The 23,134-nt window shown below is 70.5% G+C and carries 18 protein-coding genes; 16 read left to right on the forward strand and 2 right to left on the reverse strand.

Annotated elements, in window-relative coordinates; translation table 11 throughout:
* The first annotated feature begins 25 nt into the window (after positions 1-25).
* The 11 genes from YU1_RS0108620 to YU1_RS0108670 all read left to right on the forward strand — a co-directional run bounded on the left by YU1_RS0108620 (position 26) and on the right by YU1_RS0108670 (position 14,653).
* Positions 26-1,420: an ATP-binding protein gene (locus tag YU1_RS0108620; protein ID WP_035714541.1), complete on the forward strand. Its 1,395-nt coding sequence runs from the start codon at positions 26-28 to the stop codon at positions 1,418-1,420.
* Between the two features lie 125 nt (positions 1,421-1,545).
* Entirely contained in the window at positions 1,546-1,968 is a 423-nt protein-coding gene (locus tag YU1_RS28640; protein ID WP_035714543.1) for a hypothetical protein, read from the forward strand.
* 133 nt (positions 1,969-2,101) lie between these two features.
* Positions 2,102-3,304 carry a c-type cytochrome biogenesis protein CcmI gene (gene ccmI / locus YU1_RS0108630; protein ID WP_035714626.1) on the forward strand — a complete coding sequence of 401 codons (1,203 nt, stop codon included), beginning with the start codon at positions 2,102-2,104 and terminating at the stop codon, positions 3,302-3,304.
* Between the two features lie 6 nt (positions 3,305-3,310).
* Positions 3,311-3,874: a cytochrome c maturation protein CcmE gene (gene ccmE, locus YU1_RS28645; RefSeq protein ID WP_051356649.1), complete on the forward strand. Its 564-nt coding sequence runs from the start codon at positions 3,311-3,313 to the stop codon at positions 3,872-3,874.
* Complete coding sequence (locus YU1_RS0108640; RefSeq protein ID WP_029003722.1) at positions 3,871-5,856, forward strand: heme lyase CcmF/NrfE family subunit; 1,986 nt, start codon at positions 3,871-3,873, stop codon at positions 5,854-5,856. Before ccmE ends, YU1_RS0108640 begins: the two co-directional genes overlap by 4 nt.
* A 5-nt stretch (positions 5,857-5,861) precedes the next feature.
* A complete protein-coding gene (locus YU1_RS28650) occupies positions 5,862-6,380 on the forward strand; it encodes a cytochrome c-type biogenesis protein (protein WP_425339142.1) in 519 nt (172 codons plus the stop codon).
* Between the two features lie 164 nt (positions 6,381-6,544).
* Complete coding sequence (locus tag YU1_RS0108650) at positions 6,545-8,101, forward strand: Do family serine endopeptidase (RefSeq protein WP_035714546.1); 1,557 nt, start codon at positions 6,545-6,547, stop codon at positions 8,099-8,101.
* A 401-nt stretch (positions 8,102-8,502) separates the two neighbouring features.
* Positions 8,503-9,219 carry a response regulator transcription factor gene (locus YU1_RS0108655; protein WP_029003724.1) on the forward strand — a complete coding sequence of 239 codons (717 nt, stop codon included), beginning with the start codon at positions 8,503-8,505 and terminating at the stop codon, positions 9,217-9,219.
* Positions 9,220-9,234: 15 nt separating this feature from the next.
* Positions 9,235-10,629 (forward strand): sensor histidine kinase, encoded by a 1,395-nt coding sequence (locus tag YU1_RS0108660; protein ID WP_029003725.1) that lies wholly within the window; start codon positions 9,235-9,237, stop codon positions 10,627-10,629.
* Between the two features lie 214 nt (positions 10,630-10,843).
* Positions 10,844-13,828 (forward strand): bifunctional [glutamine synthetase] adenylyltransferase/[glutamine synthetase]-adenylyl-L-tyrosine phosphorylase, encoded by a 2,985-nt coding sequence (locus tag YU1_RS0108665; protein WP_029003726.1) that lies wholly within the window; start codon positions 10,844-10,846, stop codon positions 13,826-13,828.
* A 120-nt stretch (positions 13,829-13,948) separates the two neighbouring features.
* The gene (locus tag YU1_RS0108670) at positions 13,949-14,653 is read left to right on the forward strand and encodes a superoxide dismutase (RefSeq protein WP_051356651.1); all 705 of its coding nucleotides are present in this window, start codon (positions 13,949-13,951) and stop codon (positions 14,651-14,653) included.
* An 18-nt stretch (positions 14,654-14,671) separates the two neighbouring features.
* On the opposite strand, the gene YU1_RS28655 is transcribed toward YU1_RS0108670, so the two are convergent.
* On the reverse strand, positions 14,672-16,192 hold the full coding sequence (locus YU1_RS28655) for an MFS transporter (RefSeq protein ID WP_245263268.1): 1,521 nt from the start codon (positions 16,190-16,192) through the stop codon (positions 14,672-14,674).
* Between the two features lie 177 nt (positions 16,193-16,369).
* Here YU1_RS28655 and YU1_RS31885 point away from each other — a divergent pair, with 177 nt between their 5' ends.
* From YU1_RS31885 to YU1_RS0108690, 3 genes are all read left to right on the forward strand, one after another.
* The gene (locus YU1_RS31885; protein ID WP_051356652.1) at positions 16,370-17,071 is read left to right on the forward strand and encodes a hypothetical protein; all 702 of its coding nucleotides are present in this window, start codon (positions 16,370-16,372) and stop codon (positions 17,069-17,071) included.
* Positions 17,072-17,178: 107 nt separating this feature from the next.
* The gene (locus tag YU1_RS0108685; RefSeq protein ID WP_051356653.1) at positions 17,179-17,448 is read left to right on the forward strand and encodes a hypothetical protein; all 270 of its coding nucleotides are present in this window, start codon (positions 17,179-17,181) and stop codon (positions 17,446-17,448) included.
* 163 nt (positions 17,449-17,611) lie between these two features.
* Positions 17,612-18,304, forward strand: a complete 693-nt coding sequence (locus YU1_RS0108690; RefSeq protein ID WP_029003729.1) for a class I SAM-dependent methyltransferase — start codon at positions 17,612-17,614, stop codon at positions 18,302-18,304.
* A 21-nt stretch (positions 18,305-18,325) separates the two neighbouring features.
* Here YU1_RS0108690 and YU1_RS28665 read toward each other — a convergent pair whose 3' ends face one another.
* Positions 18,326-18,766, reverse strand: a complete 441-nt coding sequence (locus YU1_RS28665; RefSeq protein ID WP_051356654.1) for a GtrA family protein — start codon at positions 18,764-18,766, stop codon at positions 18,326-18,328.
* A 199-nt stretch (positions 18,767-18,965) separates the two neighbouring features.
* Between YU1_RS28665 and carB the strand changes: the two genes are divergently transcribed.
* Both carB and greA read left to right on the forward strand, forming a co-directional pair.
* Positions 18,966-22,331, forward strand: a complete 3,366-nt coding sequence (carB, locus tag YU1_RS0108700) for a carbamoyl-phosphate synthase large subunit (protein WP_029003730.1) — start codon at positions 18,966-18,968, stop codon at positions 22,329-22,331.
* Positions 22,332-22,632: 301 nt separating this feature from the next.
* Entirely contained in the window at positions 22,633-23,106 is a 474-nt protein-coding gene (gene greA / locus YU1_RS0108705; protein ID WP_029003731.1) for a transcription elongation factor GreA, read from the forward strand.
* Positions 23,107-23,134: the final 28 nt, after the last annotated feature.

A 23,134-nucleotide genomic window follows, 5' to 3' on the forward strand; every position in this document is an offset into this window, starting at 1 on the left:
CCGCCGGCACGCGTTCGCCTGCCCCATGATCCTGCCCCGGACCCCAGGTTCGCTCGCCTTCCGCCTGTTCCTGTCGGCGGTGGTGGTGACGGCGCTGGTCCTGCTGGTGGTGGGCGTGGTGCTGTCCTCGCTCTATCGCGCGGGGGCGGAGCGGGCGTTCGACCGGCGGCTCGACGTCTATCTGAAGACCATCGTCGGCGGCATCGCCAACAGCGCGGTGTCCGCCGGCGCCGGCCTGCCCGACCCGCAGGCGCTCACCGACCCGCTGTTCATCTTCCCCTTCTCCGGCTGGTACTGGCAGATGGCCCGGCTGGACAGCGCGGACCTCGTGGTGCGCCGTTCCCGCTCGCTGCCCGAGGGCAGCCTGCCGACGCTGGAATCGCTCGGCGTCGAGGAGCGGCCCGGCGGCGTGCGCGAGGGCTATGCGCCGGGGCCGGAGCGGCAGAACCTGCGCCTCGTGGAGCGCATGCTCGACCTCGGCCAGGACGGACGCTACCTCATCACCGTGGCCGGCGACGCCTCGGAGATCGAGGAGGAGATCACCAATTTCAACCTCGCCTTGGTGGGCACGTTCGGCGTGCTGGGCGTCGCCTTCCTGCTGATCGTGCTGTTCCAGGTCCGCTTCGGCCTGAAGCCGCTGAGCCGCATCCAGGAGGCGCTGGCGAACGTGCGCTCCGGCAAGGCGGAGCGCCTGGAAGGCGACTATCCGGAGGAGATCGCCCCGCTGGTGAGCGAGGTGAACGCTCTGATCGACGCCAACAAGGAGATCGTCGAGCGCGCCCGCACCCATGTGGGCAACCTCGCCCATGCGCTGAAGACGCCGCTCTCCGTCCTGCTCAACGAGGCGGGCAACCGCGAGGACCCGTTGGCGGTGCGGGTGCGCGACCAGGCGGAGGTGATGCGCGACCAGGTGGGTCACCATCTGGAGCGGGCGCGCATGGCCGCCCGCGTCTCGGTCGTGGCGAGCGTGTGCGACGTGGCGCCCATCGTCACCGGCCTCGCCCGCACCATGGAGAAGATCCACCGCACCAAGGACCTGGCCATCGACGTGGTGGTCGGCGACGAGGACATCCGCTTCCGCGGCGAGCGGCATGACCTTGAGGAAATGATCGGCAACCTCATCGACAATGCCTGCAAATGGGCGGCGGCGCGGGTGGAGGTGAGCGTGGTCATGGAGACGCGCGGCGCCGGGGACCGCAGCTATTTCCGCGTCACCATCGATGACGACGGCCCCGGCCTCAGCCCCGGCAAGCGGGCCGAGGTGCGCCGGCGCGGGCGGCGGCTGGACGAATCGAAGCCGGGCTCCGGCCTCGGCCTGTCCATCGTCCACGAACTGGCGGCGCTCTATGGCGGCCGGTTCGAGATGAACACCGCCCCGCTGGGCGGCCTGCGGACCGAGCTGGTGCTGCCAGCCGTTTGATTTTGCAAATTATCTTGCGTGAAGGGTCATTTGGCCACGTGCGAAATGCCGCCCTTTCGCCTAAATCATTGGCTGACCCGTTGGCTTCCGCCTCCGGAAGGAAACCCAGCCAAGGCTGCAATGCCATGATCGCGCGCAAGGCCCTCTGCGTCCCGTTCCTCTCCCTCTCGCTCGCGGCGTGCGTCAGCACCTCCGGCGATGGGCCGAAGGTGAGCGCCGCCGGGTCGCCGTCGGCCGCTCCCGTCTCCACCACGCCGGTGCAGGGCCTCGTGGCCGGCTATTCCAACGCCGCCATCGAGGAGCAGGACCGCCAGCGGGCCTATGCCGCCGAGGTGCAGGCGCTGGAATATGGCGGGCCCGGCACGCCGGTGGGCTGGAAAGGCGACAGCGGCGCCTATGGCACGGTCATCGCCGGCCCGGCCTATGCGCGGCCGGGCAATCCGCAGTGTCGCGACTATTCCCATACCATCTACGTGCAGGGGAAGCCGGAGACCACGCGCGGTGTGGCCTGCCGCAGCGCCGATGGGACCTGGGGCGCGCCGACCTGACCGAATCGCGGTTTCATAATACCAATATCCGGGTCCGGCGGGATGACGGTTGCGTGAGGGGCTGCGGCGGGGCGCCGCCGCGACCGAAAGCAGCGTTTGCTTTTGATCCGCACTCCGATAACGGCAGAGGATGATGACGTCTGTCCCGCTCTTCGTCGCGTTCGCGCTGATGACCGCCGTCGCGGTGATGGCGGTGCTGTGGCCGCTGAGCCGCGCCCGCCACGCGCGCGGCGAGCGGGAGGCGGACCTTGCTGTCTATCGCGACCAACTGGCGGAGATCGTGCGCGACCAGGCCGGCGGCCGGCTGTCGCCGGAGCAGGCGCATGCGGCGCGGATCGAGGTAAGCCGGCGCATCCTGGCCGTGGGCGGCGAGCAGGCGGTCAAGGAAAGCGCCTCGCCCGGCCGCCGCCGGGCCGCCGCCGTGGTCGCCCTGGTGCTCATTCCGCTGCTGGGCGTCGGGCTCTATGCCCGGCTCGGCTCGCCCGCCATCCCCGGCGCGCCGCTGGCCGAGCGCCTCTCGGCGGCGGCGGACGGCAGCGACATCGCCATCCTGGTGCGGCGGGTGGAGGAGCATCTCTCCGCCAATCCCAATGACGGCCAGGGTTACGAGATCCTCGCCCCGGTCTATGCCCGGCTCGGCCGGCTGGACGATGCGGCGCGGGCCTATCGCCAGGCGATCCGCATCCTCGGGCCGACCGCCGAGCGCGAGGCCGCCTTGGGCGAGGTGCTCACCGCCGCCGCCGACGGCATGGTGACGCAGGAGGCGGCGCAGGCCTTCGCCGCCGCCGCGTCCATGGACCCCCGGGCGGTGAAGGCGCGCTATTATCTCGGCCTTGCCGCCGAGCAGGACGGCCGCCGCGCCGATGCCGCCGCCATCTGGAGCCAGATGCTCGCGGACGCGCCCGCCGGCGCGCCCTGGCGGCCGCTGCTGGAGACGGCGCTGGCCCGCCTCGGCGTCCAGCCGCCGCAGCCCGCTACGCCGCCGTTGCAGGCTCCGGCCGCCCCGGTGCCGCCGGCCGCCGCCACGCGGGGGCCACGGGTGGCTCCGGACGCCGCGCCGGGCCCGTCGTCCGCGGACGTGGCCGCCGCCGCCCAGCAGACCCCCGAACAGCGTTCCGCCATGATTATGGGCATGGTGTCGCGCCTGGAGGAGCGCCTCGCGGCGGAGCCGAAGGATCTCGACGGCTGGTTGCGTCTCGCCCGCGCCTGGAGTGTGCTGGGCGACAAGGCCAAGGCCGAAGCGGCGCTCCAGTCGGCGAAGGGCGCCTTCGCCGGCGACGAAGAGGCCGGACGCCGCATCGAAGCGGCGCGCCAGGACCTCGGGCTGGGAGGCTGAGGAACCATGACACGCAAGAGCCGCCGCCTCGTCCTCATCGGTGCCGGTCTCGGCGTGCTGGCGCTCGCCGCCGGCCTGATCCTCACCGCGCTGAACGACACCATCGTCTTCTTCCGCACCCCGACCGAGGTGGCGCAGCAGCAGTTCGCGCCCGGTTCGCGCCTGCGCCTCGGCGGTCTGGTGGAGCCGGGCAGCGTGGCCAAGACCGGCACCGCCGTGCGCTTCTCCGTCACCGACGGCAATGCCCAGGTGACGGTCGCCTATACCGGCATCCTGCCGGACCTGTTCCGCGAGGGGCAGGGCGTGGTGGCCGAGGGCGTGCTCCAGAGCGACGGCACGGTGAAGGCCGACAGCGTTCTGGCCAAGCATGACGAGCGCTACATGCCGCGCGAGGTGGCCGACGCGCTGAAGAAATCCGGGCACTGGAAGGAAGGCGAGGAGGGCGGCCCCACGCCGCCCCCGCCGCCGGCCAAGGCCGCGCCCCCGAAACCCGCCGCCTCGGCGCCGGTCCCCGGCCTGCCGCCGGTGACGCCGGCCGCCGCCCCCGCCGTCCGGAGCAGTGCCCAATGATCGCGGAACTCGGCCAGTACGCGCTGGTCCTCGCGCTGGCGCTGGCGCTGGTGCAGATGGTGGTGCCCGCCTGGGGCGCGGCCAAGGACGATCCGGTGCTGATGGGCGTCGCCGGCCCGGTGGCGGTGGCGCTGCTGCTGTTCGTCTCGTTCGCCTTCGCCGCGCTGGTGGCGGTCTACGTCACCTCCGACTTCTCGGTGGTGAACGTGGTGGAGAACTCCCATTCGCAGATGCCGCTCATCTACAAGATCACCAGCACCTGGGGGAACCATGAGGGTTCCATGATGCTCTGGGTGTTCGTGCTGGCGGCGTTCGGCGGCCTCGTGGCGCTGTTCGGCGGCAACCTGCCCGACCGCCTGAAGGCCAATGCCCTGGCGGTGCAGGGTGCCATCGCCACCGCCTTCCTCGGCTTCATCCTGCTCACCTCCAACCCGTTCGCGCGGCTGGTGTCCCCGCCGGCCGAGGGGCGCAGCCTCAATCCGGTGCTGCAGGACCCCGGCCTCGCCATCCACCCGCCGCTGCTCTACCTCGGCTATGTGGGCCTCTCCATCGCCTTCTCCTTCGCCATCGCGGCGCTGATCGAGGGGCGGATCGACGCCGCCTGGGCGCGCTGGGTGCGGCCCTGGACGCTGGCCGCCTGGGTGTTCCTGACGCTCGGCATCGCCATGGGCTCCTACTGGGCCTATTACGAGCTCGGCTGGGGCGGCTGGTGGTTCTGGGACCCGGTGGAGAACGCCTCGCTGATGCCGTGGCTCGCCGCCACCGCGCTCTTGCATTCCGCCGTGGTGATGGAAAAGCGCGACGCGCTGAAGATCTGGACCATCCTGCTGGCGATCCTGGCCTTCTCGCTGTCGCTGATCGGCACCTTCCTGGTGCGCTCCGGCGTGCTCACCTCGGTCCATGCCTTCGCCTCGGACCCGGCGCGCGGCGTGTTCATCCTCGGCATCCTTTCGGTGTTCATCGGCGGCGGCCTGCTGCTGTTCGCGCTGCGCGCCGGCGAGCTGCGCCAGGGCGGCCTGTTCGCGCCGGTGTCGCGGGAGGGGGCGCTGGTGTTCAACAACCTGTTCCTCACCGCCGCCACCGCAGCGGTGTTCGTGGGCACGCTCTATCCCCTGGCACTGGAAGCCCTGACCGACGCCAAGATCACGGTGGGCCCGCCCTTCTTCAACCTCACGTTCGGCGGGCTGATGCTGCCGCTGGTCGCGGCCATGCCGTTCGGCCCGCTCCTGGCCTGGAAGCGCGGCGACCTCCTGGGCGTGGCGCAGCGCCTGACGCTGGCGGCGGGCCTCGCCGTCATCGCCGGCGTGGTCACCGCGGCGGCCACCGGCGGCGGCCCGGTGATGGCCGCGGTGCTGATCGGCCTCGGCATCTTCATCATCGCCGGCGCGCTCACCGAGATCGCCGAGCGGGCCGGCATCGGCCGGGTGCCGGCACGGGTGGCCTGGGCGCGCTTCCGCGGCGTGCCGCTGTCCGCCTTCGGCACCGCCGTCGCCCATCTCGGGGTGGGCGTGTGCCTGATCGGCATCGTTTCGGAGAGCGCCTGGAGCCTGGAGCGCATCGCCTCGGTGAAGGTGGGCGACACCCTCTCCATCGGCTCGCGCGACTTGACCTTCGCCCGCCTGGAAAACCGCTCCGGGCCGAACTTCACCGCGCGCACGGCGGTGTTCGACATCCATTCCGGCGGGGTGTCCGCCGGCACAGTGGAAGCCTCGCGCCGGATGTTCGCGGCACGCCAGATGGCGACCACCGAATCCGGCATCCGCACCTATGGCTTCAGCCAGCTCTACCTCTCCATCGGTGAGGAGACGCCGGACGGGCACCTGTCCGTGCGCGTCACCTGGAAGCCGCTGGTCACGCTGATCTGGCTCGGCGCCGTGGTGATGGCCATCGGCGGCGGCCTGTCGCTGGCCGACCGCCGCCTCAGGGTCGGCGCGCCGCGCCCGGCGCGGCGCCGCATCGCCCAACCGGCACCGGCGGAATGAACGCCATGGCCCGGCTGCGCTCCATCGCCCTCGTCCTCCTGCTGCTGCTGTCGGGCGCCGTGCCGGCCTTCGCGGTGCAGCCAGACGAGGTGCTGGCCGATCCGGCGCTGGAGGCGCGCGCCCGCGAGCTGTCGCGGGAATTGCGCTGCATGGTCTGCCAGAACCAGTCCATCGACGACAGCGACGCCCCGCTCGCCCGCGACCTGCGCCTGCTGGTGCGCGACCGGCTGAAGGCGGGCGACAGCGACCGCCAGGTGCTCGACTTCCTGGTGGCGCGCTATGGCGAGTTCGTGCTGATGCGCCCGGTCTTCTCGCTGCGCAACGCGCTCTTGTGGGGCGCGCCGCTGCTGGTGCTGGTGCTCGGCGCCTGCGCCGCCTTTCTCACCTTCCGCCGCCGCGCCGAGCCGGAGGTGCTGAACTGGACGGCGGAGGAGGAAGCCCGCGTGCAGGCCCTGCTCGCGGCCGAGGATGCCGCCGACGCCGGCGACGCGGCGCCCGAGCCCGGCGCGGTCAAGGCGAAATAGCCGCGTTGCCGGGGCATCTGCGGGCTACCGCCGGGGCTCACGCAGCCGTGACCCGTGTTACGGATCCGTAATGCCCCCGCCAGGGGACCGTAAGGCGCGCCGGCCTAGTTTCTCTCTCGAGCCGCCCGCATGGGGCGGAGAAAAACCAGAGAGAGTTGCCGCGCATGACCCGCTCCCCTTCCTCCTCCCTGACCAAGCGCCGCGCTGCCCTGATGGCCGGCGTCGTCGGCTTGGCCGTTGCCGGTGTCGCGGTCGGCCAGTTCGGCTATCCCAGCACCCCGGCCCTCGCCCAGACCACCCAGGCGCCCGCCGCCAACCTCTCTGCCAGCACCTTCTCCTTCGCCGACATCGTGCAGAAGGTGACGCCGGCCGTCGTGTCGGTGAAGGTCAAGAAGGATGGCTCGGCCCAGCAGATGGCCATGGGCGACGAGGACGGCCCCGGCGGCGAGGTGCCTCCGCAGATCGAGCGCTTCCTGAAGCGCTTCGGCCTGGAGAACGGCCCGCAGGGTCCCCAGGGCCCGATGCAGCGCATGCCCCGCAACGGCGCCCCCGGCGAGCGCCGCGTGGTCGGCCAGGGCTCCGGCTTCATCATCTCCGCCGACGGCTATGTGGTGACCAACAACCACGTGGTGGACGGCGCCGCCGAGGTGGACGTGACCACCACGGACGGCAAGGAATATACCGCCAAGGTCATCGGCACCGATCCGCGCACCGACGTGGCGCTGCTGAAGATCGACGGCAAGGCGGACCTGCCCTTCGTCAAGCTGGCGGACGGCGCCCCGCGCGTCGGCGACTGGGTGATCGCGGTGGGCAATCCGTTCGGCCTCGGCGGCACGGTCACCGCCGGCATCGTCTCGGCCCGCGGCCGCGACATCGGCTCGGGCCCCTATGACGACTTCGTGCAGATCGACGCGCCGATCAACCGCGGCAACTCGGGCGGCCCGACCTTCGATCTGTCCGGCAACGTCATCGGCATGAACACCGCCATCGTGTCGCCCTCCGGCGGCAACGTGGGCATCGCCTTCGCCATCCCGTCCGAGACGGTGCGGACGGTGGTGGACCAGCTCCGCCAGAACGGCTCGGTGGAGCGCGGCTATATCGGCGTGCAGATCCAGCCGGTGACGGACGATCTGGCCTCCGGCCTCGGCCTCAACGCCGCCGAAGGCGCGCTGGTGGCCCAGGTGCAGGCGGACACGCCCGCCGCCAAGGCCGGCCTGAAGAGCGGCGACGTGGTCACCAAGCTCAATGGCGAGCCGGTGAAGGATGCCCGCGACCTCAGCCGCAAGATCGGCATGATGAAGCCCGGCACCTCCGTCGCCCTGGTGGTGATGCGCGACGGCAAGACGCTGCCCTTCGACGTGAAGCTGGAGCAGCTTCCCGGTGAGAAGCAGATGGCCGCCCTCAGCGGGCAGGACAAGGCCGGCCACGACGTGCCGCGCCTCGGCCTCCAGCTCGCCCCGGCCAAGAGCGTGCAGGGCGCCGGCAATGACGGCGTGGTGGTCACCGAGGTGGACCCCAACGGCCCGGCCGCCGCGCGCGGCATCCGGTCCGGCGACGTGATCCTGGATGTGGGCGGCAAGGCCGTCTCCAGTCCGGCCGACGTCCGCGACGGCCTCGCCGCCGCCAAGACCGAGAACCGCAAGGCGGTGCTGATGCGGATCAAGGGCGAGCAGGGCGTGCGCTTCGTCGCCATCACCCTCGACCCCAAGGCGCGCGGCTGATCCTCGCCGCCTAGCTGCCCGGTCAGGGCCGGATCGTCCGGGGGGCGGCCGCAATGGGCGCCCTCCGGCACCGGCCCGGCCGCAGCCTTCCGGGGGCCGGTGCGGGAACGCACCTCGCGTCCGGCTCGTTTGCTCCATGCGCCGCGCCTGCGGGGGACCGGCGCGCCCGGCCGGATCGTGCCACGCGGCCGTCCGGCCGGAAGATTCCAGAGACTGGTGAAGAACCCAGAGATTGGTGCCGAGGCGGTACCTTCCGTCGCCCCAACCGCCGCCGAGGTCCAGTCGGCGCGGGGAGCCTGAGCTTCCCGCGCCGTTATCATTTTCAGCCCCAAGACGCCGCTTGAACGCCGCACGACCCGTCAAGCCCTGCTGCGCCGGCCCGCGATGGTGAGTAGACTGCCATGGACGCGAATCTCGAACCGGACTTCAGCCTCTCCATGCGACTGCTCCTCGTCGAGGACGACCAAGACGCGGCGGACTATCTGCGCAAGGCCTTCCGCGAGGCCGGCCATGTGGTGGACCACGCCGCCGACGGCGAGGACGGCCTCGCCCATGCGCTCGACGGCAAGTATGACGTGCTAGTGGTGGACCGCATGCTGCCGCTCAGGGATGGCCTCTCGCTGGTGGCCGAGCTGCGCGGCCGGGGCGATCAGACGCCGGTGCTCATCCTCTCCGCCCTCGGGCAGGTGGACGACCGCGTGGTCGGCCTGCGCGCCGGCGGCGACGATTATCTCCCCAAGCCCTATGCCTTCACCGAGCTGCTGGCCCGGGTCGAGGCGCTGTCCCGCCGCGGCGCGCCGCAGGCGGCGGAGACCGTCTACCACGTGGGCGACCTGGAGCTGGACCGGCTGGCCCATCGCGTCACCCGCGGCGGCAAGGAGATCCCGCTCCAGCCGCGCGAGTTCCGGCTGCTGGAATATCTCATGCGCCACGCCGGGCAGGTGGTGACGCGCACCATGCTGCTGGAGAATGTCTGGGACTATCATTTCGATCCCCAGACCAACGTCATCGACGTCCACGTCTCGCGCCTGCGCTCGAAGATCGACAAGGGATTCGACGTGCCGCTGATCCACACCGTGCGCGGCGCCGGCTACATGGTCCGGGTCGGGATGCGCTGACATGCGCCGGGCCCCATGAACCTCCCGCGCGACTTCTCGCGCCTCATCCGCACCACCGCCTTCAAGCTGCTGGCGGTCTATCTGGTCGTCTTCGCGGTCTTCGCGGTATCGATGATCGGCTACGTGGCCTGGCACACCCGCCGGCTGGTGGAGAGCCAGGTGTCGGAGAATGTGGAAGCGGAAGTGCGCTTCCTCGCCGAACAGTACCGCATCGGCGGCGTGCAGCGCCTCGTGCTGGTGATCGACCGGCGCACCCGGCGCCCCGGCTCCTCCATCTACCTGCTGACCAATTTCGCCGGCGAGGTGCTGGCCTCCAACGTCTCGGAACTGCCCATCGGCCTGCTCGACCAGCAGGGCACGCGCATCACCACCTACAAGCGCTCCGACGAGCCCGGCGCGAAGGAGAACCTCGCCTATGTGGAGGTGTTCATGCTGCCCGGCGGCTACCGGCTGCTGGTGGGCAAGGACATCGAGGACCGCGACACCCTGCGCCAGCTCGTGGTGCGCCCGGCCCAGGGCGCCCTGGTGCTGATCCTGCTGCTCGGCCTCGCCGGCGGCATCTTCGTCACCCGCCGGGTGCTGAAGCGCATCGACGCCATGAACGCCACCGCCGAGCGCATCATGGCCGGCGACCTCAGCGGCCGCCTGATGGTGGACGGCACGGGGGACGAGTTCGACCGCCTCGCCGCCAGCCTCAACGCCATGCTGGAGCGCATCGAGAGCCTGATGGCGGGGCTGAAGGAAGTCTCCGACAACATCGCCCACGACCTGAAGACGCCGCTCACCCGCCTGCGCAACCGCGCCGAGGAGGCGCTGCGCGGGGCCGCCAGCGAGGACGACTGGCGCCAGTCGCTGGAGAGCATCATCGAGGAGAGCGACGGCCTGATCCGCACCTTCGATGCGCTGCTGATGATCGCCCGCGCCGAGGCCGGGCAGGCGCGCGCCTCCATGGTGGACCTCGACCTTGCCGACATCACCGAGAACGTGGCCGAACTCTATGAGCCTTTGGCCGACGAGCAGGGCCTGGACCTCGTCACCGAGATCGCGCCGGTGGCCATCCACGGCATGCGCGAACTGCTGGCCCAAGCGCTCTCCAACCTGATCGACAATGCCATCAAATACGGCCTGCCGGCGGACGGCGGGCGGGGCCGGATCACGGTTTCGCTGCGCCGCGACGGCGACTTCGCCGTGCTGGAGGTGGCCGACAGCGGAGTGGGCATTCCAGAGGCCGACCGCGACCGGGTGACCGAGCGCTTCGTGCGGCTGGAGGCGAGCCGCTCGCGCCCCGGCTCCGGCCTCGGCCTTGCCCTGGTGGCGGCGGTCGCCCGGCTGCATGGCGGGCAGCTCGCCTTCTCCGGCGCCGCGCCCGGCCTGCGCGCCACCCTGCGCCTGCCGGCCAAGGCCGCGTGAGGCCGGCGGGATTCGGGGGGCAGGCGGACGTCGCGCGGGTGTCGGCGGCGGTCTGCTAAACTCCAGATAGCGAATCGGCAGGCGCGGGATCGGGATCGCGGTGCAAACGGTGTCCGCTTCAACGGTGTCCGCTTGCCGGAATGTGCGGCCGGATGCCCGATTGTGCGGCTCCGGACTTGCGCACTGCACGCGGCTCGTGCCTTTAAGTCAGGCAATGACGGCTTCTACGCTCCATCCTCCCGCCCTCGGATCGGGTCTCGCATGGCAGATGCGGGAGGCGCCCGTGCTCGTCGATGCGGACGCGGCTGCGGGCAAGCTCGCCCAGGCCCTGGAGCGGCTGGACGAAGCGGGCCGGGCACGGCTGGAGGCGCTGTTCGCGGATGCCCCCATGGCCCGCGCCGTGGTGCTCGGCGTCATGGAGGGCGCGCCCTTCCTCACCGACGTGATCCGGCGCGAGCCCATGCGCCTGGTGCGGGCGCTGGAGAGCCAGCCGCTCGATCGCATCGCCGCGCTGACCGGCGCGGCCCGTGCCGAAGTCCAGGCGGCGCGGGACGAGGCGCAGGACGAGGCGGTGGTCATGCGCGCGCTGCGGCGGATGCGCAGCGAGGCCGCGCTGGTCATCGCGTTGGCCGACATCGGCGGCGTGCTCAGCCTGATGGAGGTGACCCGCGCGCTCACCGCCGTCGCCGACACCGCCATCGCCGGCGCCCTCGATTTCCTGCTGCGCGAGGCGGCGGATGCCGGCCGGCTGAAACTGCCGGACCTCGATGCGCCGGGCGTGGGCTGCGGCCTTGCGGTCATCGCCATGGGCAAGCACGGCGCGGGCGAGCTCAACTATTCCTCCGACGTGGATCTGGTGCTGGTCTATGACCGGCACGTGGCGCCGCTGGGGGAGGGGGGCGAGGCCGCGCCCACCTTCGTGCGCCTTGCCAAGGGCCTGGTCCGCCTGCTCCAGGAGCGCACCGAGGACGGCTACGTGCTGCGCGTGGACCTGCGCCTGCGGCCCGATCCCGGCTCGACCCAGGCGGCGCTCTCCACTACCGCCGCTCTGGCCTATTACGAGCGCGAGGGCGCCACCTGGGAGCGCGCCGCTTATATCAAGGCGCGGCCCATGGCCGGCGACATCGATGTCGGACGCGGCTTCCTCGCCGACCTCGCGCCCTTCGTCTGGCGGCGCGTGCTGGACTATCAGGCCATCGCCGACGTCCACGCCATGAAGCGCGAGATCCACGCCTTCCGCGGCCACGACGTGGTGGCGGTGGAAGGCCACAATGTGAAGCTCGGGCGCGGCGGCATCCGCGAGGTGGAATTCTTCGTCCAGACCCAGCAACTGATCGCCGGCGGGCGCGACCGCGCGCTGCGCTCGCCGCGCACGCTGGAGGCGCTCGACGCGCTGGTGACCGACCGCTGGATCGCCCCCGAGGTGCGCGACGACCTGGCCGAGGCCTATGTCTTCCTGCGCCGGGTCGAGCACCGCCTCCAGATGGTGGCGGACGCGCAGACCCACACCCTGCCCGAGCACAGGCCGGAGCTGGAGGCCTTCGCCCGCTTCATGGGCTATGCCGACCGCGACAGCTTCGCCGCCGCGCTGGTGGAGCGGCTGACGCGGGTGCAGGGCCATTATGCGCAATTGTTCGAGGACAGCGCGGCGCCCGCCTTCCTGCACGGCGAGCTCAACTTCCCGGTGGAGGCCGACGACCGCGCCACGCTCGCCACGCTCTCCCGCCTGGGCTTCCGCGATCCGCCGGCGGCGAGCCGGGCGGTGCGCGGCTGGATGGCCAGCAAGCCGCGCGCCCTGCGCAACGAGGCGGCCCGCGCCCAGCTCACCCGCATCGTGCCGCTGCTCCTGGAGCAACTGTCCCATGGCGGCGACCCGGACGGGGCGCTGATCGCCATGGACGATTTCCTGTGCGCCTTGCCGGGGCCGCATCTGCTGGCGGCGCTGGAGCGCAATCCCGATCTGGTGCGGCTGCTCGCCACCATCGTCAGCGCCGCGCCGCGCCTCGGCGAGACGCTGGCCCGCCGCCCCTCGCTGGCGGATGCGCTGCTCGACCCCGCCTTCTTCGACCGGCTGCCGGACGAGGCGGCGCTCACCACGCGCCTGAACGACCTGTTGGACGCAGCGCCCAATGACGAGGAGCAGTTCGACCGGGCGCGGCGCTTCCGCCAGGAACAGCACGTGCTCATCGGCGTGCGCATCGCCTCCGGCACCTTGCCCGCGGCCCGCGCCGGTGAGGCCTATGCGCGGCTCGCCGAAGTCATCATCCGCGCCCTGCACGCCCGCGTCTGGGCGCGCTTCCAGGAAACCCACGGCACCATCGCCGGGGCCGAGACGGCGGTGCTGTTCATGGGCAAGCTCGGCGGCCGGGAGATGACCGCCGGCTCCGACCTCGACCTGATCCTGCTCTACGACTACGCGCCCGACGCCGACACCACGTCGGACGGCCCGCGCCCGTTGCAGGGGGCGCATTATTTCGCCCGCTTCACTCAGCGCCTCGTCACCGCGCTCACCAGCCTCACCAATGCCGGCAAGCTCTATGACGTGGACCTGCGGCTGCGCCCCTCCGGCCGCGCCGGTCCGGTGGCGACCCGGCTCGGCTCGTTCGAGGCCTACCAGCGCACCGAAGCCTGGACCTGGGAGCACATGGCGCTGACCCGCGCGCGGGTCATCTCCGCCAGCCCGGAATTCGGCGCGCGGGTGGAGGAGGTCATCCTCCAGGTGCTGGCGCGCCCGCGCGACCCGCGCCGCATCGCCGGCGACATCCTCGACATGCGCCGGGCCATCGCGGCGGAAAAGGGCGAGGGCGACCGCTGGAACCTGAAGCACGCCGCCGGCGGCCAGGTGGACGTGGAGTTCCTCGCCCAGTTCCTGGTGCTGGTGCATGCCCAGAAGCATCCCGAGATCGTCGATACAGCGACGGCGCGCATCCTGGCCATCGCCGGATGGCTGGAGCTGCTGGCGCCGGAGGATGCCCAGACGCTCTCCAACGCCTGCCGGCTCTACCAGGACCTGACGCAGGTGCTGCGCCTCGCCATCGACCGGCCGTTCGTGCCCGCCGAAGCCAGCCCGGCGCTGAAGGCGCTTTTGGCGCGGGCCGGCGAACTGCCGGACTTCGCCACGCTGGACGCGCATCTCGCCGACACCCAGGCCCGGGTGCGGGCGATCTTCGAGCGCATCCTGGAAGCCGCCGCCGGCTGAGGCGGAGAGCGATCACCTCGCTGTCATCGTGCGGGCGGCGCGGACCCATCGCGGGCCAGGAGCGGTTATGCTGCCGACGGCGCGGCTGCCGGCCGTGCCCCAATCTGGCGGAGACCCCTCATGGAAACGCGCCCGGACCTTATCCCGCAGCCCGCCTTCAGCCGCCGCGCCGCTTTGGCCCTCGGCACCGCCGCTCTGGCGGGGGCGGTGTTCAAGCCGCACATCGCCCGCGCCGCCGCGCCCTTCGCCTTCCCGCCGCTGCCCTATGCGGAGGACGCCCTGGTGCCGACCATCTCGGCGCGCACCGTGGGCCTGCACTATGGCAAGCACCACAAGGGCTATTATGACAAGCTGAACGTCCTGGTGCAGGGCAAGCCCTATGCGGACATGAGCCTGACCGAGGTGATCGTCGCCGCCCGCAAGGCCAATGATGCGGACGTGTTCAACAACGCCGCCCAGGCCTGGAACCACGACCTCTACTGGGCGAACTTCAAGGGCGGCCCGGCGGCGCCCACGGGCGCCTTCGCCCAGCAGGTGGAGAAGGAATTCCAGTCCCTGTCCATCCTCCAGCGCCGGATGGTCGAGCAGGGCGACAAGGTGTTCGGCACCGGCTGGGTGTGGCTGGTGCGCGACGGCGACAAGCTCGACATCGTCGGCCTGAAGGACGCCATCAACCCGCTGCCGGACGGCAAGACCGTGCTGCTGGGCATCGACGTGTGGGAGCACGCTTATTATCTCGACTATGAGAACCGCCGCACCGCCCATGTGGAGGCGGTGCTGAAGGACCGCGTGAACTGGCAGGCGGTCGGCGCGCGCTGGGGCTGAGACCGCCGGGCCGGCGGCTCACAGCTCGATGTCGTCGAGCCGCCGGCCCTTGGTCTCGATGCGCAACTGCCAGGTCAGGAAGGCGCCGAGCAGCGAGGTCGCCACCAGCATGGAGAGCAGGGCAGGGGTGCCGAGCCCGCTCAGCAGGATGGGGAAGAGGAAGGCGGTGAGCACCGCTCCCACCTTGCCGAACGCCGCCGCGAAGCCGGCCCCCAGGCCGCGGATGTGGGTGGGGAAGACCTCGCCCGCCAGCAGATAGGTCTGCGCGTTGGGGCCGAGGTTGCACATGAAGTTGAACAGCATGAAGCCGGCATAGATCAGCACCGTCTGCGCCGGGCCGGTGAAGTGCGCATAGAAGGACGCCAGCAGCAGGCCCGCTGCGCAGCCGATGAAGCCGAACACCTGGAGCGGGATGCGCCCCACCTTGTCGGCCAGCAGCACCGCCGCCACCATGCCCGCCACCAGCAGCAGGTCGATGAAGGCCGCGCCCTCGGCCGCCCGCATGTCGCCGGCGACGAGGCCCGCCACACCGTGCACCTGGGCGGTGATGTCGGCGCCCAGCGCGACGGTCAGGATGGTGGGCGTGAAGATGCCGATGCCATAGGTGCCCAGATCCTGGAGGAACCAGGGCACGGAGGCGAGCAGCGTCGCCCGCAGGGTCTTGCGCCGGAACAGCACGCCGATGTGGCTCTCCGGGCGGCCGATGCCCGGTTCATGCAGGCCCTTCAGGCGGACATGCTTGGGGTAGCGCGGGTGGCGCTCCAGCAGGCGGCGCAGCGTCGTCTCCGCCTCCGTCACCCGGCCCTTGGCCAGCAGCCAATGGCTGCTCTCGGTGATGAAGAAGCGCCCGGCGAGGACCAGCAGCGCGGGAACGATGGCAAGGCCGTACATCAGCCGCCACGCGCCGAGCGCCGGGTCGAACACCAGCACCAGATAGCCGACCGCCGTGCCGGTCAGGGCGCCGAGCGCCTGGAAGGAGAAGGCGGCGAGCACCAGGCGCCCGCGCGCCGAGCTGGGGATGCTCTCGGAGATGACGAGGTGGGCGGTGGGATAGTCGCAGCCGAGCGCGAGGCCGACGCCGAACAGGAACACCAGCATCCAGGGGAAGCTCGGCGCCGCCGCGAGCAAGGCCAGGAACAGGATGAACAGCGCCATCTCGAACACGAACATGGGCTTGCGCCCGAACTGGTCGGCGAGGCCGCCCAGGAGCAGGGCGCCCACCAGGATGCCGAACAGGCTGGCGGCGCTGACCAGGCCGTGCTGGAGCGGCGTCATGGCGAACTCGGCGCCCATCAGCGGCAGCGCCACGCCGGTGATGAACACCACCAGCCCCTCGAAGAACTTGCCGGCGGCGGCGAGGCCCCAGATCCGCCATTGCATGGCGGTCATCGGCGCGGCGGGAACGGTGGTGCCGTCGGCCCAGATCGGGGTTTCGTCGATATAGTCCTGGACACGATGGAAGTCCGCGCGGAGCGCGCCCGCCTGGTGGATGTCCGCCGCGCCGGCCGCCGGCCGGGCCTCCCCTGTCTGTGTCCGCATGCTGCCCTCCACCGCGCACCCTCACCGGAAGGCATGAACGCCATGTGACGCGCGCCTCATGCCCCTACCGCCATGATAGGGAAGATTTTACCGTTCCGCACGGGTGGTGCCTGGCCTCCCCTGGTGAGTCGTCCCCGCCTCGGTTATGACCGGCGGGAAACGGCATGGGAGGCTGGCATGGTGAACGGCGCGCGCGCGGTCGCGGCAACGGTGGTTCTGGGGCTGTTCGCGGCCGGCTGCGCCACCCCCGGCGGCAACTGGGGCACCTCGGTCGTCAAGGAGACCGACGGCTTCGGCGACTATTATGAGACCGTGATCAACGTGCCCGCGCCCACCGGCGCGCCGCGCGCCTTCCAGTGCGCCGGCCCGTGGGGTCCGAACACCAGCGATACCGTGCTCAAGGGCATCTTCGGCATGAACCGGGTGGTCACGGCCACCGACGTGCTGCGTCCCGACGGCACCACCGGCCCCGGCAGCGTGGTGCTGCCGAACGATCCCAAGCTGCGCGTCTCCGTCGCCTGGGCCGATGGCTTCGCCTATGCCGGGCCGATCCGCTTCAACTTCTCCGAGGAGACCGCCTGGAGCGTCAACGGCGTCGGCATCGGCGCCGGCATCGGCGACCTGGAGAAGGCCAACGGCAAGCCGTTCCGCCTGATCGGCTTCGGCGGCGACGGCGGCGGCATCGTCACCGACTGGCAGGGCGGTGCGCTGGCCAATCTCCAGGGCGGGTGCGGCCTCACCGTCCAGCTCGCCATTTCCGCGCTGGCGCCGGCCTCCGCGCAGGCCAAGGTGGTCGGCCCGCGGGTCTTCTCGTCCAGCGACCGCAACGTGCGGGCACTGAAGCCGACGGTCGGCAAATTCTGGGTTTTGTACAATTGAGCGGACACGTTTCGCGCGATTGACGGCGGTATGGCCCTGTGGTCGTACTTGCCGCTGCGGTGGCTCTGGGGGTGAAGCGCGCCGCGCGAACAGGCAGGATGGATTCCATGTCGCAGCAGGCGTTCTTCAACAAGTCCCTGGTGGCTGGCGTCGGCCTCGGTCTGGCGGCGGCCATCGGCGGCCAGGCCCTTCTCGACGGCCGGGCGCTCGCCAACCAGCCGTTCATGGAGGCGGCCCTGGGCTCGCTCCAGGCCGCCAGGGCGAACCTGATCAAGGCCGAGCCCAACAAGGGCGGCCATCGCGAGCGGGCCCTCGAACTGGTCAACGGCGCCATCGCCCAGACCGAGCAGGGCATCGCCTTCGCCGCCGGCCGCTGAGGCGTCGCGCCGGCGGCACGCTCCCGTCCGGTTGGGGCCGCAAATCCGCCGCCGGCGCTTATCATAAGGATCGCGGGCCTGCGGGCGCGCGATCCGACGGCTGGCCGACCCGGCGCGGGATCCGGCGATCGACAGGTTCCCGCACGCTGAGCCGGAGGCACGCATGGATTGGGTCTCGTTCTGGGATGGTGCCCATTCCATCTATGTGAACGACCGCCACAAGCAGGTGCATTACGCGCGCATCACGGCGGATATCGCCGCCCTGGTGCCGGCGCCCGATGCCCGGGTGCTGGACTATGGCTGCGGCGAGGCGCTGGGCGCCCCCGGGCTGGCCCGCGCCTGCGGTTCGCTCATCCTCGCCGACGCGGCCCCCACCGTCCGCGCCAAGCTCAAGGAGCGGCTGAAGGGCGAGCCCAGAATCACCGTGCTCTCGCCCGAGGAGACGGCGGCGCTGCCGGACGGCAGCCTGGACTTTGTGATTGCCAACTCGCTGCTGCAATATCTGTCGAAGGACGTGCTGAAGAGCCTGCTGGGGCTCTGGCGCCGCCTTTTGGCGCCCGGCGGCGCGCTGGTGCTGGCCGACGTGATCCCGCCCGGGGTCAGCGCGGTGCAGGATGCCGCCGCGCTGCTGTCCTTCGCGGCGCGGGACGGCTTCCTGCCGGCGGCGGTGATCGGCCTCGCCAAGACGGCGGTCTCGCCCTACCGCAAGCTGCGCGCCGACCTCGGCCTGACCATGTATGAGGAGGCGGAGATGCTGGCGCTGCTGAAAGAGGCGGGCTACGCGCCGGAGCGCCTGGCGCGCAACATCGGCCACAACCAGCGGCGCATGGCCTTCCGCGCGGTGCCGGCGGGCTGAGCGCCTATTCGGGCTGAGCGCCTATTTCGCCGCCTCGCGGGCACCCGTCTTGTGGGCGAAGGCCCAGATTCGGTAGGCGCTGAAGGTCCAGATCATGACCAGGCCCGTCGTGATGGCCTGGGCGAGCAGGTAATAGAGCCCCAGCCGGTGGACCAGGATGTCCATGAGCACGCCGGTCATCACGAAGGCGATGCCCGCCACCGTGGCGAAACGGGGCAGGGCGCCCGCATGGGAGCGGGTCGATTCGAACGTGAAGCGGCGGTTGAGGCAGTAGGAGATCACGCTGCCGACCAGAAAGCCCGCCAGGGAGGCGAGCACCGGCCCGGCCCAGTGGGATTCCACCAGCAGGGCGAGGGTGGTGAAATGCCCCGCGGCCGCCGTCAGGCCGACGCCCACGAAGGTCGCGAACTGCATCAGGAACGCACGGTGCTGGGCGGAGAGATGTGACAAAACGGCGAACACGGACAGGCTCCAGACGGCCGAGACGATCGAGGCGTCTTCCGTCGCGGTGAATTATGGTCTAAGGAAGCCCAATCCGCGTGCAGGGGCGGAAGAATTTTTGCGCCCTTGCTGCGCAGCGCCGTCCCAGAGACGGACCCTCGCCATTCAGGGGCGCGTGACCCGCGGCCCTTTTTTTGCGCCCGTCGAGCGCCAGAGATAAATGCCGAAACGCACCGACCTCGAAACCATCCTCATTGTCGGCGCCGGGCCGATTGTCATCGGACAGGCCTGCGAATTCGACTATTCCGGCACGCAGGCGTGCAAGGCCTTGAAGGAAGAGGGCTACCGGGTCGTCCTGGTGAACTCCAATCCGGCCACCATCATGACCGATCCGGACATGGCGGACGCCACCTATATCGAGCCGATCACGCCCGAGATCGTCGCCCGGATCATCGAGAAGGAGCGCGGCGACCGCTCCAAGGGCTTCGCCCTGCTGCCGACCATGGGCGGCCAGACGGCGCTGAACTGCGCCCTGTCGCTCAAGAAGATGGGCACGCTCGAAAAGTTCGACGTGGAGATGATCGGCGCCACCGCCGAGGCCATCGACAAGGCCGAGGATCGCGAGCTGTTCCGCGACGCCATGACCAAGATCGGCCTCGACACGCCCCGCTCGGTGCAGATCAAGACGCTGGCCCAAGCGCTGGACGCGCTGGACGTGGTGGGCCTTCCCGCCATCATCCGCCCGTCCTTCACCATGGGCGGCACCGGCGGCGGCATCGCCTACAACAAGGCCGAGTTCATCGAGATCATCGAGCGCGGCATCGACGCCTCCCCCACCAACGAGGTGCTGGTGGAAGAGAGCGTGCTGGGCTGGAAGGAGTATGAGATGGAGGTGGTCCGCGACAAGGCGGACAACTGCATCATCATCTGCTCGATCGAGAATCTCGATCCGATGGGCGTCCACACCGGCGATTCGATCACCGTGGCCCCGGCGCTGACGCTGACGGACAAGGAATACCAGATCATGCGCGACGCCTCGCTGGCGGTGCTGCGCGAGATCGGCGTGGAGACCGGCGGCTCCAACGTCCAGTTCGCCATCGACCCGGCCACCGGCCGGATGATCGTGATCGAGATGAACCCGCGCGTGTCGCGCTCCTCGGCGCTGGCCTCCAAGGCCACCGGCTTCCCCATCGCCAAGGTCGCCGCGCGCCTCGCGGTGGGCTACACGCTGGACGAAATCGCCAACGACATCACCGGCGGGGCCACCCCTGCGGCGTTCGAGCCCACGATCGACTACGTGGTCACGAAGATCCCGCGCTTCGCCTTCGAGAAGTTCCCCGGCGCCGACAACACGCTCACCACCTCCATGAAGTCGGTGGGCGAGGCGATGGCCATCGGCCGCACCTTCCAGGAGAGCCTGCAGAAGGCGCTACGCTCGCTGGAGACCGGCCTCACCGGCCTCGACGAGATCGAGATCGAGGGCCTCGGCCAGGGCGACGACAAGAGCGCCATCCGCGCCGCCATCGGCGTGCCAACCCCCGACCGCCTGCTCAAGGTGGCGCAGTCCATGCGCTTCGGGCTGACCGACGAGCAGATCCACGCGGCCTGCAAGATCGATCCCTGGTTCCTGGAGCAGATCCGCGCCATCGTGGACACCGAGGCAAAGGTGCGCCGGTTCGGCCTGCCGACCACGCCCGGCCTGCTGCGCGGTCTGAAGGCCCAGGGCTTCTCCGACGCCCGCCTCGGCACCCTCGCCGGGTTGAGCGAGGCGGAGGTGCGCGAGCGGCGCCATGCGCTCGACGTGCGCCCGGCGTTCAAGCGCATCGACACCTGCGCCGCCGAGTTCGCCTCGCCCACGGCCTATATGTACTCGACCTACGAGGCGCCTTTCGCCGGCGCCATCGCGGACGAATCGCAGCCCTCCGACCGCCAGAAGGTGGTGATCCTGGGCGGCGGCCCAAACCGCATCGGCCAGGGCATCGAGTTCGACTATTGCTGCTGCCATGCGGCCTTCGCCCTCAAGGACGCGGGCTATGAAGCCATCATGGTCAACTGCAACCCGGAGACCGTCTCCACTGATTACGACACCTCGGACCGGCTCTATTTCGAGCCGCTGACCTCCGAGGATGTGCTGGAGCTGATCGACCGCGAGCGCACCAGGGGCACGCTGAAGGGCGTGATCGTGCAGTTCGGCGGTCAGACCCCGCTGAAGCTCGCCCGCGCCCTGGAAGAGGCGGACGTGCCGATTCTGGGCACCTCGCCGGACGCCATCGACCTCGCCGAGGACCGCGACCGCTTCAAGCACCTGCTGGACAAGCTGAAGCTGCGCCAGCCGGCCAACGGCATCGCCTATTCGGTGGAGCAGGGCCGCACGGTGGCCAGCGAGCTCGGCTATCCGCTGGTGGTGCGCCCGTCCTACGTCCTGGGCGGCCGCGCGATGCAGATCATTCGCGACGACGGCCAACTCGGCGACTATCTGCTCGACACCCTGCCGGGCCTCGTGCCGCAGGACGTGAAGGCGCGCTATCCCAACGACAAGACCGGCCAGATCAACACGGTGCTGGGCAAGAACCCGCTGCTGTTCGACCGCTATCTGTCGGACGCCATCGAGGTGGACGTGGACGCGCTGTGCGACGGCACCGAGGTGTTCGTGGCCGGCATCATGGAGCATATCGAGGAAGCCGGCATCCATTCCGGCGACAGCGCCTGCTCCCTGCCGCCGCATTCGCTGGACGCGGAGATGATCGCCGCGCTGGAGAAGCAGACGGCGGCCATGGCCCTGGCGCTCGGCGTCGGCGGGCTGATGAACGTGCAGTACGCCATCAAGGACGGCACCATCTACGTGCTGGAGGTCAATCCACGCGCCTCCCGCACCGTGCCCTTCGTGGCCAAGGTGGTGGGCTCTCCCATCGCCAAGATCGCGGCCCGGGTGATGGCGGGCGAGAAGCTGGCGAGCTTCGGCCTCAAGAAGACCCCGTTCAAGCACATCGCGGTCAAGGAAGCGGTGTTCCCGTTCGCCCGCTTCCCCGGCGTCGACACCGTGCTCGGCCCGGAGATGCGCTCCACCGGCGAGGTCATGGGCCTCGATACCGATTATGGCGTCGCCTTCGCCAAGAGCCAGCTCGGCGGCGGCACCAAGGTGCCCAAGTCCGGCACGGTGTTCGTCTCGGTGAAGGACAGCGACAAGGCGCGCATCCTGCCCACGGTGAAGATGCTGGTGGACCTCGGCTTCAAGGTGATCGCCACCTCCGGGACGCAGCGCTTCCTGGAGGAGAACGGGGTCGAGGCGGGCAAGATCAACAAGGTGCTGGAAGGCCGGCCGCACATCGTCGACGACATCAAGAACGGCGGCGTGCAACTGGTGTTCAACACCACCGAGGGCTCGCAGGCGCTGTCCGACAGCCGTTCGCTGCGCCGGGCCGCCCTCTTGCACAAAGTGCCATATTACACCACGCTGTCCGGAGCCATCGCTGCGGCGCAGGGGATCAAGGCCTATGTGGGCGGCGATCTCCAGGTCCGCGCGCTGCAGAGCTATTTCTGCGATGGCGCGCCGGCTGCGGCGGGGGACACCTCCCACGTCGCCTGACCGGCGTTGAGTGACAAGGTTCCCGCGACCCGCATCGGCCCAAGGCCGGTGTGGGCGATCGGGCTATTGTCGAAGGACCGCTTCGCGCAGCCCCCCAGGGCGGGTTGAGCGCTACGGACCATGTGACGCGGATGGGGTGACCCTGCGCCCGGACGCCAGAGGCCGGGCGGGCTCCCTCCGCGGGGCATCCGGCATCCGTCACGGGCGCCGCTGCGGTTGAGATCGACGTCGAGCGTCGGAACCAAGGGCCCGCGAGGCCGGTTCCGCGCATCGCGGCATCAGGAGGTTCCAGGTAGGACCCATGGAAAAGATTCCCATGACGGGGGCGGGTTTCGTCGCCCTTGAGGACGAGTTGCGTTTCCGTCAGCAGGTGGAGCGCCCCCGGATCATCTCCGCCATTTCCGAAGCGCGCGCCCATGGCGACCTGTCCGAGAATGCGGAATATCACGCGGCCAAGGAGCTTCAGTCCCTGAACGAGGGGCGCATCGCGGAGCTGGAGGACAAGATCTCCCGCGCCGATGTGATCGACGTGTCCAAGCTGTCCGGCGACACCGTGAAGTTCGGCGCCACCGTCACCCTGGTGGACGAGGACACGGAAGAGGAGAAGGTCTGGCAGATCGTCGGCGACAGCGAAGCCGACGCCAAGGCGGGCCGCATCTCCATTTCCTCGCCCGTCGCCCGGGCGCTGATCGGCAAGAAGCAGGGCGCCTCGGTCGAGGTGGTCACACCCAAGGGCGCGCGCTCGTTCGAGATCGTGGCGGTCCGCTGGGCCTGAATGACCGCTGACGCGGGACGGGCAGGGG

This window comes from Azorhizobium doebereinerae UFLA1-100 (genome assembly GCF_000473085.1).
Classification (GTDB): Bacteria; Pseudomonadota; Alphaproteobacteria; order Rhizobiales; family Xanthobacteraceae; genus Azorhizobium; species Azorhizobium doebereinerae.